This is a genomic window from Paracoccus niistensis, assembly GCF_042432925.1.
In the GTDB taxonomy this organism is placed as follows: Bacteria; Pseudomonadota; Alphaproteobacteria; order Rhodobacterales; family Rhodobacteraceae; genus Paracoccus; species Paracoccus niistensis.
On record NZ_JBHLWE010000029.1, the window covers coordinates 39252 to 55415 of the forward strand.

Genomic DNA, 16164 nt, shown 5'->3' on the forward strand with positions numbered 1-16164 from the left:
GGGATGATGACTCCGGTATTTCAGGTGGCGCTGGGCGGCGCCCTCGGCGCCTCGGCGCGCTATGGCGTGAACCTCGGCGCGGCGCGCATGTTCGGGCCTGCCTTCCCTTGGGCGACGCTGGCGGTGAACGTCGCGGGCTCGTTCCTGATGGGGCTGCTGGTGGCGGCTCTGGGACGCGACGGCGCCTGGGCGCCCTTCCTACTGACGGGGCTGCTGGGCGGCTTCACCACCTTTTCCGCCTTTTCGCTGGACGCGGTTGCGCTGTGGCAGAAGGGGCAGGGGGGCATTGCCGCCCTTTATGTCGGCGCCAGCGTCATCCTGTCGCTCGCCGCGCTGGTGGCGGGGCTTGTCCTGGGGCGTGTGGCATGAGCGGCGTCCAGACCATCCGCGTGGGCGATGACGAGGGCGAGCAGCGGCTCGACCGCTGGCTGAAGAAGCGCTTTCCGCAACTGAACCAGATCGCCATCGAGAAGCTGTGCCGCACCGGCCAGATCCGCGTCGATGCAGGCCGGGTCAAGCCCGCAACCCGCATCGAGCCGGGGCAGGAGGTGCGCGTCCCGCCCTTGCCCGACGCCGCGCCGGCCCCTGCCGCCCCGCGCCTGCGGGAAAGCGATGCCGAGATGATCCAAGCGGCGGTCCTTTGGCGCGACGAGCATATCATCGCGATCAACAAGCCGCCGGGCCTGCCCAGCCAGGGCGGCTCGGGGCAGGGCGAGCGTCACGTGGACGGCCTGACGCCCGCGCTGATGTTCGGCTACAAGGAAAAGCCCAAGCTGGTGCACCGGCTGGACAAGGATACCTCGGGGGTCCTGCTGCTGGCGCGCACCGACCGTGTGGCGCGGCGCCTGTCCGAGGCCTTCCGGGCGCGCACCACCCGCAAGATCTACTGGGCCGCCGTCGCGGGCGTGCCCTCGCCGAAGATGGGCACCGTCCGCTTCGGGCTGGTCAAGGCGCCGGGTCACGGGCGCGGCGGCGAGGGCGAGAAGATGATCTGCGTCCACCCCGCCAAGGTCGACCAGACCGAGGGCGCCAAGCGCGCGACGACCGATTACGCCGTGCTGGACAGCCTCGGCACCCGCGTCTCCTGGGCCGCGCTGGTTCCCGTCACCGGGCGGACGCACCAGTTGCGGGCGCATATGGCCGAACTCGGCCACCCGATCATCGGCGACGGCAAGTATGGCGGCTCGGGGCAGGAAAACCTGGGCGACGGCTGGGGCGCGCAGCTGGGCGGCGAGATTAGCCGCAAGCTGCACCTGCACGCGCGCTCGATCAGCTTCGACCACCCGATCACGGGCAAGCGCATCACCCTGACCGCGCCCCTGCCCGAGCACATGGCGCGGACCTGGAAGACCCTGGGCTGGTCGGAACGCGACGTGCCCGCAGACCCGTTCGAGGAAGAATGAAGCTTGTCATCTGGGACATCGACGGCACGCTGGTGGACAGCCATGCGATGATCATGGACTCGATGGCCGCCGGCATGGCCGCTGCCGGACTGGCCCCCCTGCCGGATCGCACCGTCAGCGGCATCGTGGGCCTGTCGCTGCGGGTGGCGGTGGAAACCCTGCTGCCGGATCATGACCCGGCGACCCGTCATGCCGTGGTCGAGGGCTATCGCAGCCACTATGGCGCCGCGCGGGGCGAAGGCGAATCGCCCCTGTTTCCCGGCGCGCGGGATTGCCTCGACCGGCTGGCCGCGCGGGACGACCTGCTGATGGCGGTCGCCACGGGCAAGTCGCGCCGGGGGCTGGACGCGCTGCTGGCCGCCCATGACCTCGGGCGCTATTTCGTGGCCACCCATTGCGCCGATGGCCATCCCTCGAAGCCCGCGCCGGGAATGATCCTGTCCTGCCTGAACGACAGCGGCGCCCATGCGGATCGCGCGGTGATGATAGGCGACACCAGCTTCGACATCCTCATGGCGGGGAACGCCGGCATTGCATCCTTCGGCGTCGCCTGGGGGCATCATCCGGCCGAGGAATTGGCGCAGGCGGGCGCCCTGGCCGTGGCCCGCGACTTTCCCGAGCTTTCCGATCTGATCGAGGAGTGGGCAGCATGAGCGAATGGAAGGCGCGCCGGTTCTGGACGCAGGCCGAGGTCGCGGCCGTCGAGGGCGGCTACGAGGTCCGGCTGGACGGCCGCCCGGTCCGCACGCCGGGCAAGCTGCCCCTTGTGATGCCGACCCTTGCGTTGGCGCAGGCGGTAGCCGCCGAATGGGACGCGCAGACCGACGCGATCGACCCCGGCGCGATGCCTCTGACGCGCGCCGCGAACTCGGCCATCGAGCGGGTCGCGCCGCAGTTCGACGCCGTGGCCGACATGCTGGCCGAATACGGCGGCACCGATCTTCTGTGCTATCGCGCCGAGCACCCGGTCGAACTGGTCGTGCGCCAGGCCGAAGGCTGGAACCCCTGGCTGGACTGGGCGCGCGACGATCTGGGGGCGGCCCTGCGGGTCACGCAGGGGGTGATCCCGGTCACGCAGGAACAGGCCGCGCTGGATCGGCTGCGGGCGCGGCTGGGGGGGCTCACGCCCTGGCAACTGACCGCGCTGCATGACCTGGTGACGCTGTCCGGCTCGCTGGTGCTGGGGCTGGCCGTGCTGGAAGGCCGGCTGGACGCCGAGGCCGCGCATCGCCTGTCGCGCATCGACGAGGAGCACCAGGCCGAGATCTGGGGCCGCGACGAGGAAGCCGACATCGCCGCCGGGGACCGGCTGCAGGCCCTGCGCAACGCCGCGCGGCTGCTTGCGCTTCTCGCCCCTGCGGACGCAGGGTCCGAAAGCGCGGCCAAGCCTGACGCTTGACGGACGCGATCCGACCGGCAGTATGAGGGTCAGGCGGGGCGCGCCGAGGTGCGGCCCGGGGCCGGGCCGGGGCGCCGACCCGCGGAACCGCGCCGGGCGCAGATCCGGCCGACAGCAGAGAGGACTTTCATGCGTTATACGGCTTTCCTGGCCACGGTGGCGGCTTCGGCGCTGACCGCGGGCGTGGCGCTTGCGGCCGAGGGGGACACCCTCGCGCAGGTCAAGCAGCGCGGCGTGCTGAACTGCGGCGTGAACACCGGCCTTGTGGGCTTTGCCGCGCCGGATGCGAACGGCAACTGGTCGGGCTTCGACATCGCCGTCTGCAAGGCGGTCGCTGCCGCCGTGCTGGGCGATCCTTCCAAGGTGAAATACGTGCCCACCACCGGGCAGACCCGCTTCACCGCGCTGACCTCGGGCGAGGTGGACCTGCTGGCCCGGAACTCGACCTGGACCTTCCAGCGCGACACCGACCTCAAGATGGATTTCGCGGGCGTCAACTACTACGACGGGCAGGGCTTCATGGTCCGCAAGGACCTGGGGGTCAGCTCGGCCACGGAACTGGACGGCGCGACCATCTGCATCCAGACCGGCACCTCGACGGAACTGAACCTCGCCGACTGGTTCAAGGCCAACAACATGACCTACCAGCCGGTCAACATCGATTCGAACGCCGAAGGCGAGCAGCAGTACATGGCCGGCGCCTGCGACGCCTACACCACCGACGCCTCGGGCTTGGCCGCGACGCGGGCGGCCTTCGCCGATCCCGACAACCACGTCATCCTGCCCGAGATCATCTCGAAGGAGCCGCTCGGGCCGGCGGTCCGCCACGGCGACAACAACTGGGGCGACATCGTCCGCTGGACGCTTTACGCGCTGATCTCGGCCGAGGAATACGGCGTCACCTCGGCCAACCTCGAGGAACTGTCGCGGTCCTCGACCAACCCGGACGTGCAGCGGATGCTGGGCGCGACCGACGACTACGGCGCGATGCTGGGGCTGGACAAGGAATGGGCCAAGCGCGCCATCGCCGCCTCGGGCAACTACGGCGAGATCTTCGCCGCCAACATCGGCGAGCAGACCCCCATCGGGCTGCCGCGCGGGCTGAATGCGCTGTGGACCCAAGGCGGCCTGATGTACGCGATGCCCTTCCGCTGAGAACCCTGACGCCCCGCCCCGCTGACCTGCGCGGCGGGGCGCTTCGTTCCGGCTGAACGACACGGCCCGGCCGAGGTGGACGCAAAGATCTGCCCGGCCCAACTGGGAGAAATACGCTCATGGCGCCTGCACCCGGGGCAGGGCAGCCGTTCCGGCTGTCCATGCTGATCCACGACCGCCATTACCGCGCCCTGCTGATCCAGGCGCTGGTCTTCATCCTTGTCATGTCGGTCGCGGCCTGGCTGGTGAACAACACGGTCCAGAACCTCGCCCGCATGGGCAAGACCTTCGATTTCGGCTTCCTGACCAATCGCTCGGGCTATGACATCCCCTTCAGCCTGATCCCCTACGATTCGAACTCGACCCACCTCCGCGCGGCGATGGTGGGGCTTCTAAACACGCTGCTGGTGTCGGCGCTGGGCTGCCTTTTCGCCACGATCCTGGGCGTTTTCGCGGGCGTGCTTCGCCTGTCGCGGAACTGGCTCGTGGCACGGCTGATGACGGTCTATGTCGAGATCTTCCGCAACGTGCCCCTGCTGCTGTGGATCCTGGTGATCCTCGCGCTGTTCACCGAGGTGATGCCCGCCCCCCGCGACTACCGCGTGGCCGAGGACGGGACAGCCGGGGCCGAGATGATCCTGTTCGGCACCATCGCCCCCACCAACCGTTATACCGCCGTCCCCGCCATCGTGGCGGAACATGATCCCGGCCCCGTGTCGGTGCTGGGGCTGCAGATCGACGCGATGGTGGTGGCCTTCGCCCTGGCGCTGCTGACCGCCTGGATGATCCATCGCTGGCTGCGCGCCTGGGCGCAGGAACGGCAGGACAGCACCGGGCGGCGGCCGACGACCTTGTGGATCTCGGTCCTGCTGTATCTGCTGCCCATCTTGGGGCTGATGCAGCTTTTCGGCATCCACCTGGTCGCGCCGGAGCTGCGGGGCTTCAACTTCGCGGGCGGCATGAATCTCGACAACGGCTTCGTGGTGCTGCTGCTGGCGTTGTCGCTTTATACCGGCGCCTTCATCGCCGAGATCGTGCGCGCGGGCATCCTGGCCGTCAGCCGCGGCCAGACCGAGGCGGCAGCCGCCCTGGGCCTGCGTCCGCGCCCCATCATGGCGCTGGTGGTGCTGCCGCAGGCGCTGCGGGTCATCATCCCGCCGCTGATCTCGCAGTTCCTGAACCTGACCAAGAACAGCTCGCTGGCGATCGCGGTCGGCTATCCCGACCTGCGGGCGACGCTGGGCGGCACGACGCTGAACCAGACGGGGCGCGAGATGGAGTCGATGATCCTGATGATGGGCATCTACCTTGCCATCAGCCTGATCGTCTCGGCGATCATGAACCTCTACAATTCCCGTGTCCGGCTGAAGGAGCGCTGAGATGAGCGAGGTCCATGCCGAAACCGTCCCCTTCGTTCGCGACACGATGCTGCCGCCCGCGGCCCCGCCCGCGCGGCAGTCGGGCGTGGTGCTGTGGCTGCGCGAGAACCTGTTTTCGGGGCCGCTGAACATCCTGCTGACGCTGGCCGGGCTGGCCGCCGTCTGGGGGATTGTCTCGCACCTGTGGCCCTGGTTCGCCAATGCCGTCTGGAACGCCTCCAGCATCGGCGAATGCCGCCAGATCATCGCCGAGCGCCACGGCGAGGGCACGACCGGCGCCTGTTTCGCCATCATCCGCGAGCGCTGGAACCAGTTCATCTTCGGCTTCTACCCGGCCGAGCATTACTGGCGCCCGACCGCCGTTTTCGGGCTGATGATGTTCGCGGTGGCGCCGATCCTGTTTTCCGAAAGCCGCCGCCTGCGCTGGACGGTGCTGGCGGTCAGCGCGGTCACAAGCTTTGCCGCCTGCGTGGCGCTGGGCGCGCCCGGCCGCGCGCTGCTGGCCGTGGGCGCGGGCTTCGTGGCGCTGGCGGCTTTGATCGAATACGCGCCTCGCCGGGCCTTGGGCTTCAGCGTCCTTTATCCCTTCCTTGCCGTCTGGATGCTGTGGGGCGGTTCGATCTGGAGTCCGGTTTCCGTGCTGGCGGGCTTCGCCCTGGCGCTGGTGGTCTGGCGCCTGGGCGCGCGCCTCGGCGTGGGACTGCTGGGGCTTGCCCTGGGCGTCGTGGCGGCCGTCTGGTGGTGGGCGGCGCTGGGGCCGCGTGTTGCGGCCGGCCTGCAGGGCCTGATTCCGCTGGCGCTGGCGCCAGTCGAATCGCGGTCCTTCGGCGGTTTCCTTCTGGCGCTGACCATCGGCGTCTCGGGGATCGTCATGTCGCTGCCTCTGGGCATCATCCTGGCGCTGGCGCGGCAGTCGAACCTGCCGGTGGTGCGGACGCTGGCCGTCATGTTCATCGAGTTCATCCGCGGCGTGCCGCTGATCACGCTGCTGTTCGTGGCCTCGATCCTGCTGAACTACTTCCTGCCGCCGGGCACGAATTTCGACATCATCCTGCGGGTCATCATCATGGTGACGCTGTTCGCGGCCGCCTACATGGCCGAGGTGATCCGGGGCGGCCTCGCCGCCCTGCCGCGCGGGCAGTACGAGGGCGCGGATTCGCTGGGGCTGACCTACTGGCAGGCGCAGCGGCTGATCATCCTGCCGCAGGCGCTGAAGATCTCGATCCCCGGCATCGTCGGCACCTTCATCGGGGTCTTCAAGGACACCACGCTGGTCACCTTCGTGGGCCTCTTCGACCCGCTCAAGCAGATGGCCGACACGATCCGCGCGACCTTCGCCTGGAAGGGCGCCTATTGGGAACCTTACGTCTTCACCGGCGCCATCTTCTTCATCCTGTGCTTCGCCATGTCCCGGTACGCGATGTACCTGGAACGGCGGCTCAAGACCGACCACCGCTGAGGGGCTGACATGACCGACCTGAACACCCAACCTCGGCCGGCCCCCGCGATGGGGTCCGAGATCGCCGTCCGCATCGAGAAGCTGAACAAGTGGTACGGCAGCTTCCACGTGCTGCGCGACATCGACCTGACCGTGCGGCGGGGCGAGCGGATCGTGATCGCCGGTCCCTCGGGATCGGGGAAATCGACGCTGATCCGCTGCATCAACCAGCTCGAGGAACACCAGTCCGGCCGCATCACCGTGGACGGGATCGAGCTGACCAACGACATCAAGAACATCGACAAGATCCGGTCCGAGGTCGGGATGGTGTTCCAGCACTTCAACCTGTTCCCCCACCTGACCGTGCTGGAGAACTGCACCCTCGCCCCCATCTGGGTCCGCAAGATCCCCCGGCGCGAGGCTGAGGAGACGGCCATGCATTTCCTGCGCGAGGTCCGCATCCCCGACCAGGCGCACAAGTATCCGGGACAGCTGTCGGGCGGCCAGCAGCAGCGCGTGGCCATCGCCCGCTCGCTCTGCATGAAGCCCAAGATCATGCTCTTCGATGAACCCACCAGCGCGCTGGACCCCGAGATGATCAAGGAGGTCTTGGACACCATGATCGAGCTGGCCGAAGGCGGCATGACGATGATCTGCGTCACGCACGAGATGGGCTTCGCCCAGGCGGTCGCGCACCGGGTGATCTTCATGGACCAGGGCCAGATCGTCGAGGAGAACACGCCACAGGAGTTCTTCAACAATCCGAAGTCCGATCGCACCAAGCTGTTCCTCAGTCAGATTCTGGGGCATTGAGGGACAAAAGAAGGGGGTGATCGGATGAGTCAGATGTATCTTCTGCTGCTTGGGGCGCTGGGGATCGCCGCGCTGGGCAGCCTCATGTCCAGCGACGACGACGAGGAATTCGACACGGGCGAGGATATCCCCGACCTGCCGATCACCGATGGCGACGACAGCAGCGAGGAGATCACGGGCACCGACGGAGCCGAGATCATCCGCGGCTTCGAGGGGCGCGACACGATCGACGGCGGCGCGGGCGATGACTGGATCTATGCCGGTACAGGCGACGATTCGGTGATCGCCGACGCGGGCGACGACCGCGTCTTTTTGGGTTCGGGCGATGACGTCTATGGCGCGCCCGGCAGCGGCATCGACGAAGGCAACGACTGGATCGAGGGTGGCAGCGGCGACGACACCATCACCGTCAATGGCGGCAACCACGAGGTCTGGGGCGACGATTCCGACGATGACGAGGAAGGCGACGACCTGCTGACGGCCGAGGGCGGGCAGGTGACGCTGCGCGGCGGGGACGGCGACGACACGCTGGCTGCGAACGACGGCGGCTCGGGCGACCCCTCGGTGGTCGATGTGCTTTACGGCGGCGACGGCGATGACGAGCTGACGCTGGGCGCGGGCGACACTGGCGACGGCGGCGACGGCGACGACCGCTTTGTCATGGACGCGGAGCTGGAAAGCGCCGCGCGGATCGTGGACTGGAACCGCGACAACGACGAGATCGTGGTGAGTTACGTCGGCAGCCCCGACAACCCGCCCGAGGTGGATGTGGTCCAGTCCGGCGCGGATGCTCATCTGGTGGTGGACGGCCGGGTCGTGGCCGTGTTGCAGGACACCGATGCGGATGAAGTCGGGAACATCGACCTCGTGGCCCGGGCCAGCTCGGCCGGCCAGCCTGCATGAGATCCTGATCCCTGTCTTCCTGGTCTTTGGACCGGCCCTTGGCTTTTCAGATGGCCGTGCGGCGCATCTCGTCCAGGTAGATCTCGCGCAGGCGCCGCGCGACGGGACCGGGGGCGCCGGTGCCCACCGGCGCTTCGTCGATGGCCACGACCGGCATCACGAAGGCCGAGGCCGAGGTGACAAAGGCCTCGTCGGCGGCCTTGGCCTCCTCGACGGTGAAGCTGCGTTCCTCGACGGCCAGTTGCGCCTCTTGCGCCAGCCGCAGGACCGAGGCGCGGGTGATGCCGTGCAGGATGTCGCTGGACAACTGGCGCGTGATGATGGTGCCGTCCTTGACGATATAGGCGTTGTTCGAGGTGCCCTCGGTCACCAGCCCATCCTCGACCATCCAGGCGTCGTCGCAGCCGCGGGCCTTGGCCTCCATCTTGGCCATGGACGGGTAAAGCAACTGCACCGTCTTGATGTCGCGGCGCGCCCAGCGCAGGTCAGGCAGGGTGCAGATGCGCAGCCCGCTGTCCGCCTGCGGGTTCTCGGCCAGACCGGGCTTGGACTGCGTGAACATCACCACCGTCGGCGGCGTGTCCTTGGGCGGATAGGCGAAGTCTCGGTCGCCGGGATTGCCGCGCGTGACCTGCAGGTAGACCAGCCCGTCGGTGATGTCGTTTTCCGCGATCAGGCGGCGGTGCGCCTCGAGCCATTCCGCGTCGGTCATCGGGTGGGTCATGCCCAGCTCGTCCAGCGAGCGCGACAGCCGCTTCATGTGGCCCTCGAAGTCCAGCAGCCGGCCGTCCAGCACGCTGACGACCTCGTAGACCCCGTCGGCCATGAGGAAGCCCCGGTCGAAGATCGAGACGGTGGCCTGGTCCTCGGGCAGGTAGCGGCCGTTGACATGGACGATGCGGGTCATGGGGTTCTCCTGGAATGCGCGCGCCCTGGGTTTTGCGCCAAGGCAGGCGGCCGTTCAATGGGCTGTCCGCCGGATGTGCCGCGTGCAGGTGCAGAAAGCATGGTTGCAAGCGCAGCAATGATCCTTCAACTTGGCGCCGCCAGACGCAACAACCTTGCCCGAGGTCCCATGTCCTTCCGCCTGCAACCCCCCGCGCCCGCCCGTCTGAACCGCTGTCAGCTCTTCGGTCCCGGCTCCCGCACCCAGCTGTTCGAGAAGATGGCGGGTTCGCCCGCCGACGTGATCAACCTCGACCTCGAGGACTCGGTCGCGCCCGATGACAAGGAGCAGGCGCGGCGGAACGTCATCCAGGCGATCGGCGACATCGACTGGGGCAACAAGACGCTGTCCGTGCGCATCAACGGGCTGGACACGCCCTATTGGTACCGCGACGTGGTGGACCTGCTGGAACAGGCCTCGGACCGGCTGGATTCGATCATGATCCCGAAGGTCGGCAACGCTTCGGACATCTACGCAGTGGATGCGCTGGTGACGGCCGTGGAGCGCGCCAAGGGCCGCACCAAGCTCATCGCCTTCGAGGTCATCATCGAATCTGCAGCCGGCATCTCCCATGTCGAGGAGATCGCCGCCGCGAGCCCCCGCCTGCAGGCCATGAGCCTGGGCGCGGCTGACTTCGCCGCCAGCATGGGGATGGCGACCACCGGCATCGGCGGGACGCAGGAAAACTACTACATGGCGCGCGAGGGCCAGAAATACTGGTCCGATCCCTGGCACTGGGCGCAGGCGGCGATCGTCGCGGCCTGCCGGACCCATGGCGTCCTGCCGGTGGATGGCCCCTTCGGCGACTTCAGCGACGCCGAGGGCTTCCGCGCCCAGGCGCTGCGCTCGGCCACGCTGGGCATGGTCGGCAAATGGGCGATCCATCCCAGTCAGGTCGCGCTTGCGAACGAGATCTTCTCGCCCGGTGAGAAGGCCGTGGCCGAGGCGCGCGAGATCCTAGCCGCGATGGAGGAGGCTCAGCGGTCAGGCGCCGGTGCCGCGGTATACAAAGGTCGACTGGTTGACATCGCGTCGATTCGTCAGGCACAAGTGATCGTGCGGCAGGCAGAGTTGATCGCGGCAGAGGCAGCCCGCTGACGCAATGTATACCCGGACGGCGCGGCGGGGAGGCCAGCCGTTCCGGGGGAGGAGCGACAGGCCCCGTCCCTTGCGGGGCCTGTCTCTGTTTCAGGGGCTGCCCCCGCTTTCCGGAACCGCCGCTCCTTCAGAAATCGAACAGATCGCCCAGGAAGGACTCGCGCCGCTTCTTCTTGCCGTGACGGTGATAGTCGTCCTCATCGTCGTGGCGGTCGCGATAGCGCTCGTCGCCGCGGCCCCGATCCTCGAACTGCGGGCGGCCCTGCAGGTGGGGCGCGGCAGTGGGCGGCGCGGCGGGTGCGGCAAAGGCCGCGGGGGTCGGCTGCGCGCCCGCCCCGGCGCGGTCGATGATCTTGTCCAACTCGCCCCGGTCCAGCCAGACGCCCCGGCATTTCGGGCAATAGTCGATCTCGACGCCGCTGCGGTCGGTCATCACCAGCGTTTCGCCGTCAACCGGACATTTCATTGGCCGCTCCCTTGTTGTGCCGACTGACAGGTAGGGCGCGCGGGCCGGGGTGCAAGGGCCCGGGGCATCAGGCGGGGGGCAGGATCGGCGCGGCGGCGACAAGCCGCCGGGTGACGGGATGGAGCGGCTGGGACAGGATGCGGCCGGTCGGGCCTTCCTCGACGATGCGGCCCGCGTCCATGACCAGCACCCGGTCGGTGATGGCGCGGACCACCGACAGGTCGTGGCTGATGAAGAGCCAGGCGAGCCCGTGCTGGCGCCTGAGCCGCGCCAGCAGGTCGAGGACGCGCGCGCGCACCTGCACGTCCAGCGCGCTGACCGCCTCGTCCAGCAGGATCAGGCGCGGGCGGATGATCAGCGCGCGGGCAATGGCGATGCGCTGGCGCTGGCCGCCTGAGAATTCGTGGATATGACGCGACATCGCGTCGGCGCCGATCTCGACCTCGGCCAGCGCCTCGGCCACGCGGTCGCGCCAGTCGGCCGGACGGCCGGTCAGGTGGAAGGGCTCGGCCACCAGCCGGTCCACCCGCCAGCGCGGGTCGAAGCTGGCGAAGGGGTCCTGGAAGACCGCCTGCACCTGCGCCCGCTGATCCTTCGGCATCCCGGGGCCGACCCCGGCGCCGTCCAGCCGGATCGCGCCGCCTTGCAAGGCATCCAGCCCCAGGATCGCGCGGGCGAGCGTTGATTTCCCGCAGCCGGATTCACCCACCAGCCCGACCGACTCGCCCTGTGCAATGGTCAGGCTGACCCCGTCCACCGCCCGCAGGACCGGGCGGCGGGCAAAGGGGGCGGGGCGCGGCAGGCGGTGTTCGCGCAGCGCTCCTTCAACCCGCAACAGGGCGGGGCCGGGCAGGCGCGCGGGCGAGGCGGGGGGAACATGGCGAGCGGCCGCGAAGAGCGCCCGGGTATAGGGATGGGCCTGGGCACGGAAGACCTGCGCCGTGGGTCCCGCCTCGACGATGCGGCCCTGCTGCATGACGGCCACTTGGTCGGCAACGCCCGAGACCACCGCTAGGTCATGGGTGATGAGCCACAGCGCCATTCCTTCGTCCCGCACCAGCCCGCGCAGCAGGTCAAGGATCTGGGCCTGCGTGGTCACGTCCAGCGCGGTCGTGGGCTCGTCGGCGATCAGCAGGTCGGGGGCCGCGGCGATGGCCATGGCGATGGCCACGCGCTGGCGCTGGCCACCCGACAGCTGGTGCGGATAAAGCCCCAGCGGAAAGCGCGCGGCGGGCAGGCCCACGCGGTCCAGCCTTTCGCGCGCGCGGGCCAGCGCCTGCGCCCGGCCGAGGTCGCGGTGACGGCGCAGCCCTTCGGCCACCTGATCGCCGATGGTCATCAGCGGGTTCAGCGCGGTCATCGGTTCCTGGAAGATCATGCCCATGCGGCGGCCCCGCAGCCCGTCCATGGCGCGGTCGGGCAGGTCCAGCAGGTTGCACCCGTCCAGGTCCACCCGGCCGCTGGCGCGCGCGCCCTCGGGCAGAAGGCCGATGGCCGCCAGCGCCGTCATCGACTTGCCCGAGCCGCTTTCGCCCACAAGCGCCGTGACCTGTCCCGGCGCCAGCGGCAGCGTGACGTCCGACACCACCCGGCGCCCTGCGATGGTGATGGACAGATCCCTCAGCGCGATCATGCCAGCCGCGCCCTGAGCCGGGGGTCCAGCGCGTCGCGCAAGCCGTCGCCCAGCAGGTTCAGCCCCAGCACCGTCAGCACGATCGCCAGCCCCGGCACGATCGCCACATGGGGCGCCAGCGTCACCATCGTCTGCGCCTCGGCCAGCATCCGGCCCCAGCTGGGCGTGGGGGGCTGCGCGCCCAGGCCCACATAGGACAGCCCGGCCTCGGCCAGGATGCCCAGCGCGAACTGGATGGTGCCCTGCACGATCAGCAGGCTTCCCACGTTGGGCAGGATGTGTTCGGCGCTGATGCGGGCCGGGCCCTTGCCCGCGATCTCGGCCGCACGGATATAGTCGAGCGTCCACAGCGGCAGCGCGCCTGCGCGGGTCACGCGGGCGAAGACCGGGATGTTGAAGATGCCGATCGCCAGCATGGCGTTCATGGCCGAAGGGCCCAGCGCCGCCGTGATCAGGATCGCCGTCACCAGTGCCGGGAAGGCAAAGACCAGGTCGCCCGCGCGCATGATCGCCTCGTCGAGCCATCCCCCGCGCGAGGCCGCCGCCGCCAGCCCCAGCGGCACGCCGATGCCCGCGCCGATCCCCACCGCCAGCAGCGCCACCGACAGCGAGGTCCGCGCCCCGATCATCACCATTGACAGCAGGTCGCGGCCCAGGTGGTCGGTGCCCAGCGGATGGGCGCCCCCGGGAGGCCGCAGGCGCTGCGCGACATCGACCCCCGTCACGTCGAAGGGGGTCCAGACGGCCGAGACCAGCGCCATCGCCAGCGCGATCCCTGCCAGCGCCGCGCCCGTGACCAGCCCCACGCGATGGCGTCCGGGGATCATCGGCCCCTCAGCCTCGGGTCCACGGCGGCATAGGCCAGGTCCACCAGGAAGGTGACAAGGATCACGGCCGCGACCAGCACCAGCACTGCCGACTGGACGACCACGAGGTCGCGCTGGCTGATCGCCTGGAAGATCAGCCGGCCAAGGCCCGGCAGGTAGAAGACGTTCTCGATGATGATCGCGCCCGCCAGCAGGAACGAGAACTGCATCCCCAGGATCGTCAGCACCGGGATGAGGGCGTTCCGCAGGGCATGGCGGCGCAGGACCTGCGCCCGGCTCAGGCCCTTGGCGCGGGCGCTGCGGATATAGTCCTGGCCCAGCGTCTCGATCAGGGCCGATCGCAGCACGCGCGCAAGGATCGCGGCCTGCGGCAGCGCCAGCGCGAAAGCGGGCAGGATCAGGGCGCGCAGGGCCGTCAAGGGATCGGACCAGCCGGGAAAGCCCCCGGCCGGAAGCCAGCGCAGCTTCACGGCGAAGACCAGCACCAGAAGCATGGCGAACCAGAAGTTCGGCAGCGCGATTCCCACCTGCGCGGCCCCCATCGCCAGAGCATCCGCCGGGCGCCCGCGCCGCGAGGCCGCCAGCATCCCCACCGGCAGCGCCACTGCGACGGCCAGCGCCAGCGCCATCAGGGCCAGGGGCAGCGACACCTGCAGCCGGTCCAGGATCATGCCCGCGACCGGCGTCCTGTAGGCAAGGCTCGTGCCCATGTCGCCCGTCAGCACGCCCCCGAGCCACTGCGCGTAGCGGACGGGCCAGGGCAGGTCCAGGCCCAGTTGCTCGCGCAGCGCGGCCACCGTATCGGGCCGCGCCCCGGTGCCCAGCACGAAGACCGCCGGGTCCCCCGGCACCAGGTCCACCACCGCGAAGATCACCGCCGAGGCGACGACCAGCGCCAGACCGAGAAGCGCGAGCCGCCGCGCCAGCATCCTCATCCGGGGCGGCCCTTGGGGGCAGGGGCGGGGGCGCTCATGAGCCCGGCACCTCGATCTTGCCGATCAGCGGCAGGTCGTCGCCGGGGCTGACGCTGTGGCGCTCGATCATGCGGTGGACATGGGGGTCCCCCTCGCCCCGGTGCAGGGCACGCAGGGCCAGGATCACCTCGTCGTCCGAGCGGGTGCGGCGCAGGTTGTGGCGCACGTATTCGTCCCAGGTGGCGATGTGATAGCTTTCCGACCAATGGCGAGGGTTTTCCAGGTCGCGCAGCAGCGCCCAGTTGCGCGCTCCGTCACGGCGGCGGATGGCGCGGCGCCGGGCCATCAGGCGCAGGAACTCGGGCGTGTCGCTGATGTCGATGACGTAGTCCACCATCACCATGATCGGCCCCGACCGCCCGCGCAGGTCCAGCGCAAGCTCGGGGGCGCGGAAGCGGCCGATGGGGTCAAGGTCGAGCTTGCCGAACTCGGGCTGGCTGAACCAGTGCCCGATCACCGCCCCGAAGATCAGCAGCCCCGCCGCCCAGGCGAGCGCCGCGTCCAGCCCCTGAAGGTCGGCGACCATCCCCCAGAGCCAGCTTCCCGCCGCCATCCCCCCGAAGGTCGCGGTCTGGTAAAGCGCGAGCGCCCGCGCCACGACCCAGCGCGGCGTGGACAACTGGACGGTGACGTTGAACAGCGACAGCGCCAGCACCCAAGAGGCCCCGGCGGGCAGAAGCGCCATCCCTTGGACAAGGACGTTGTCGCTGGCCGACAGGATCAGGCAGGAGGCCGCGAAGCCCATGAAGGCGACGCGCACGACGCTCTCGTTGTTCATCCGTTCGCGGATGCGGCCGTTGGCGGCGGCGCCCATGATCGCGCCGAAGCCATAGCAGCCCAGCAGCAGGCCCAGGGTCAGCGATCCGCCCTCGGGGTGCTCGGTGGCGATCAGGGGCAGCAGGGCCAGCACCGCGACCGCCGACAGGCCGAACAGCGCGCCGCGCGCCAGCACCCGCACCAGGTTCGGCGACAGCACGACATAGCGCAGGCCCGCGGCGATGGCAGGGGCCAGGGGCTCGGGCGGGACATCGCGCTTGCGAGGGGGCGGCTTCCAGCGGGTCAGCGCGAAGATCAGCGGCACATAGCTGAAGGCGTTGACCGCAAAGGCCGCGGCCGCGCCATAGGCCGCCACGATCAGTCCGCCCGCCGCCGGTCCCACGGATCGCATCAGGTTGAAGCCGACCGAATTCAGCGTGACCGCCGCCGGCAGGTCCTCGCGCGGGACCAGGTCGCCCATGCTGGCCTGCCAGGGCGGGTTGTAGAGCGCCTGCCCCATCCCGATCAGGAAGGTCAGCGCCAGCAGGCTGTAGGGGTCGAGCCAGCCATAGCCCGCCACCACCGCCAGAAACAGCGAGACGCTGGCCATGACGCCCAGCGCGATCAGCAGCAGCCGCTTGCGCTCGAAGATATCGGCCAGCGCGCCGGACAGCAGCGCGAACAGCATGATCGGCAGGGTGTTCGAGGCCTGCACCAGCGCCACAAGCGTCGCGCTGTCGGTCAGCTGCGTCATCATCCAGGCCGCGCCCACCGCCTGCACCAGCCCGCCGAAGTTCGACACCAGCGTCGCCGCCCAAAGGGTGCGGAACGCCTTGTGGCGGAAAGGGGCAAGGGCAGAAGGGCGCGACATCCCGGCCAGACTAGCGGCCCCGGCGGGAAGGGCAATCCGGCGCGGGCCTGCCGGGGCGGGATGTCTTGACCGCCGGGGCGAAAGGGCCACTCTGCCCCTTTCC

At 69.5% G+C, this 16164-nt stretch carries 16 protein-coding genes; 10 read left to right on the plus strand and 6 right to left on the minus strand.

The window, feature by feature from the left end:
* Positions 1–3 precede the first annotated feature (3 nt).
* The 9 genes from crcB to ACFFII_RS08775 all read left to right on the plus strand — a co-directional run bounded on the left by crcB (position 4) and on the right by ACFFII_RS08775 (position 8490).
* The gene (crcB, locus tag ACFFII_RS08735; protein WP_377698502.1) at positions 4–369 is read left to right on the plus strand and encodes a fluoride efflux transporter CrcB; all 366 of its coding nucleotides are present in this window, start codon (positions 4–6) and stop codon (positions 367–369) included.
* The gene (locus tag ACFFII_RS08740) at positions 366–1403 is read left to right on the plus strand and encodes an RluA family pseudouridine synthase (protein WP_377698503.1); all 1038 of its coding nucleotides are present in this window, start codon (positions 366–368) and stop codon (positions 1401–1403) included. Before crcB ends, ACFFII_RS08740 begins: the two co-directional genes overlap by 4 nt.
* Entirely contained in the window at positions 1400–2056 is a 657-nt protein-coding gene (locus ACFFII_RS08745; protein WP_377698504.1) for an HAD-IA family hydrolase, read from the plus strand. Before ACFFII_RS08740 ends, ACFFII_RS08745 begins: the two co-directional genes overlap by 4 nt.
* Positions 2053–2802 carry an ATP12 family chaperone protein gene (locus tag ACFFII_RS08750; protein ID WP_377698505.1) on the plus strand — a complete coding sequence of 250 codons (750 nt, stop codon included), beginning with the start codon at positions 2053–2055 and terminating at the stop codon, positions 2800–2802. The genes ACFFII_RS08745 and ACFFII_RS08750 overlap by 4 nt, the downstream gene beginning before the upstream one ends.
* Positions 2803–2931: 129 nt before the next feature.
* Positions 2932–3957: an amino acid ABC transporter substrate-binding protein gene (locus tag ACFFII_RS08755; RefSeq protein ID WP_377698506.1), complete on the plus strand. Its 1026-nt coding sequence runs from the start codon at positions 2932–2934 to the stop codon at positions 3955–3957.
* Between the two features lie 119 nt (positions 3958–4076).
* Positions 4077–5336: an amino acid ABC transporter permease gene (locus tag ACFFII_RS08760; RefSeq protein WP_377698508.1), complete on the plus strand. Its 1260-nt coding sequence runs from the start codon at positions 4077–4079 to the stop codon at positions 5334–5336.
* Between the two features lies 1 nt (position 5337).
* Entirely contained in the window at positions 5338–6795 is a 1458-nt protein-coding gene (locus tag ACFFII_RS08765; RefSeq protein WP_377698510.1) for an amino acid ABC transporter permease, read from the plus strand.
* 48 nt (positions 6796–6843) lie between these two features.
* On the plus strand, positions 6844–7587 hold the full coding sequence (locus ACFFII_RS08770; RefSeq protein ID WP_217629639.1) for an amino acid ABC transporter ATP-binding protein: 744 nt from the start codon (positions 6844–6846) through the stop codon (positions 7585–7587).
* 24 nt (positions 7588–7611) lie between these two features.
* Positions 7612–8490 carry a calcium-binding protein gene (locus ACFFII_RS08775; protein ID WP_377698511.1) on the plus strand — a complete coding sequence of 293 codons (879 nt, stop codon included), beginning with the start codon at positions 7612–7614 and terminating at the stop codon, positions 8488–8490.
* 46 nt (positions 8491–8536) lie between these two features.
* Here ACFFII_RS08775 and ACFFII_RS08780 read toward each other — a convergent pair whose 3' ends face one another.
* A complete protein-coding gene (locus tag ACFFII_RS08780) occupies positions 8537–9397 on the minus strand; it encodes a D-amino-acid transaminase (protein ID WP_377698512.1) in 861 nt (286 codons plus the stop codon).
* A 168-nt stretch (positions 9398–9565) separates the two neighbouring features.
* On the opposite strand from ACFFII_RS08780, the gene ACFFII_RS08785 reads away from it, so the two are divergent.
* Complete coding sequence (locus ACFFII_RS08785; protein ID WP_377698513.1) at positions 9566–10534, plus strand: L-malyl-CoA/beta-methylmalyl-CoA lyase; 969 nt, start codon at positions 9566–9568, stop codon at positions 10532–10534.
* A 127-nt stretch (positions 10535–10661) separates the two neighbouring features.
* Here ACFFII_RS08785 and ACFFII_RS08790 read toward each other — a convergent pair whose 3' ends face one another.
* The 5 genes from ACFFII_RS08790 to ACFFII_RS08810 all read right to left on the minus strand — a co-directional run bounded on the left by ACFFII_RS08790 (position 10662) and on the right by ACFFII_RS08810 (position 16061).
* On the minus strand, positions 10662–11000 hold the full coding sequence (locus ACFFII_RS08790; RefSeq protein WP_377698514.1) for a TFIIB-type zinc ribbon-containing protein: 339 nt from the start codon (positions 10998–11000) through the stop codon (positions 10662–10664).
* A gap of 67 nt (positions 11001–11067) precedes the next feature.
* On the minus strand, positions 11068–12633 hold the full coding sequence (locus ACFFII_RS08795; protein WP_377698515.1) for a dipeptide ABC transporter ATP-binding protein: 1566 nt from the start codon (positions 12631–12633) through the stop codon (positions 11068–11070).
* The gene (locus ACFFII_RS08800; RefSeq protein ID WP_377698516.1) at positions 12630–13460 is read right to left on the minus strand and encodes an ABC transporter permease; all 831 of its coding nucleotides are present in this window, start codon (positions 13458–13460) and stop codon (positions 12630–12632) included. The genes ACFFII_RS08795 and ACFFII_RS08800 overlap by 4 nt, the downstream gene beginning before the upstream one ends.
* Positions 13457–14395 carry an ABC transporter permease gene (locus tag ACFFII_RS08805; protein WP_377698517.1) on the minus strand — a complete coding sequence of 313 codons (939 nt, stop codon included), beginning with the start codon at positions 14393–14395 and terminating at the stop codon, positions 13457–13459. The genes ACFFII_RS08800 and ACFFII_RS08805 overlap by 4 nt, the downstream gene beginning before the upstream one ends.
* Before the next feature lie 34 nt (positions 14396–14429).
* Complete coding sequence (locus ACFFII_RS08810; protein WP_377698518.1) at positions 14430–16061, minus strand: MFS transporter; 1632 nt, start codon at positions 16059–16061, stop codon at positions 14430–14432.
* Positions 16062–16164: the final 103 nt, after the last annotated feature.

Coding starts and splice junctions, on each gene's coding strand:
- crcB (WP_377698502.1), top strand. CDS start 4: ATGATGACTCCGGTATTTCAGGTGGCGCTGGGCGGCGCCCTCGGCGCC.
- ACFFII_RS08740 (WP_377698503.1), top strand. CDS start 366: ATGAGCGGCGTCCAGACCATCCGCGTGGGCGATGACGAGGGCGAGCAG.
- ACFFII_RS08745 (WP_377698504.1), top strand. CDS start 1,400: ATGAAGCTTGTCATCTGGGACATCGACGGCACGCTGGTGGACAGCCAT.
- ACFFII_RS08750 (WP_377698505.1), top strand. CDS start 2,053: ATGAGCGAATGGAAGGCGCGCCGGTTCTGGACGCAGGCCGAGGTCGCG.
- ACFFII_RS08755 (WP_377698506.1), top strand. CDS start 2,932: ATGCGTTATACGGCTTTCCTGGCCACGGTGGCGGCTTCGGCGCTGACC.
- ACFFII_RS08760 (WP_377698508.1), top strand. CDS start 4,077: ATGGCGCCTGCACCCGGGGCAGGGCAGCCGTTCCGGCTGTCCATGCTG.
- ACFFII_RS08765 (WP_377698510.1), top strand. CDS start 5,338: ATGAGCGAGGTCCATGCCGAAACCGTCCCCTTCGTTCGCGACACGATG.
- ACFFII_RS08770 (WP_217629639.1), top strand. CDS start 6,844: ATGGGGTCCGAGATCGCCGTCCGCATCGAGAAGCTGAACAAGTGGTAC.
- ACFFII_RS08775 (WP_377698511.1), top strand. CDS start 7,612: ATGAGTCAGATGTATCTTCTGCTGCTTGGGGCGCTGGGGATCGCCGCG.
- ACFFII_RS08780 (WP_377698512.1), bottom strand. CDS start 9,397: ATGACCCGCATCGTCCATGTCAACGGCCGCTACCTGCCCGAGGACCAG.
- ACFFII_RS08785 (WP_377698513.1), top strand. CDS start 9,566: ATGTCCTTCCGCCTGCAACCCCCCGCGCCCGCCCGTCTGAACCGCTGT.
- ACFFII_RS08790 (WP_377698514.1), bottom strand. CDS start 11,000: ATGAAATGTCCGGTTGACGGCGAAACGCTGGTGATGACCGACCGCAGC.
- ACFFII_RS08795 (WP_377698515.1), bottom strand. CDS start 12,633: ATGATCGCGCTGAGGGATCTGTCCATCACCATCGCAGGGCGCCGGGTG.
- ACFFII_RS08800 (WP_377698516.1), bottom strand. CDS start 13,460: ATGATCCCCGGACGCCATCGCGTGGGGCTGGTCACGGGCGCGGCGCTG.
- ACFFII_RS08805 (WP_377698517.1), bottom strand. CDS start 14,395: ATGAGGATGCTGGCGCGGCGGCTCGCGCTTCTCGGTCTGGCGCTGGTC.
- ACFFII_RS08810 (WP_377698518.1), bottom strand. CDS start 16,061: ATGTCGCGCCCTTCTGCCCTTGCCCCTTTCCGCCACAAGGCGTTCCGC.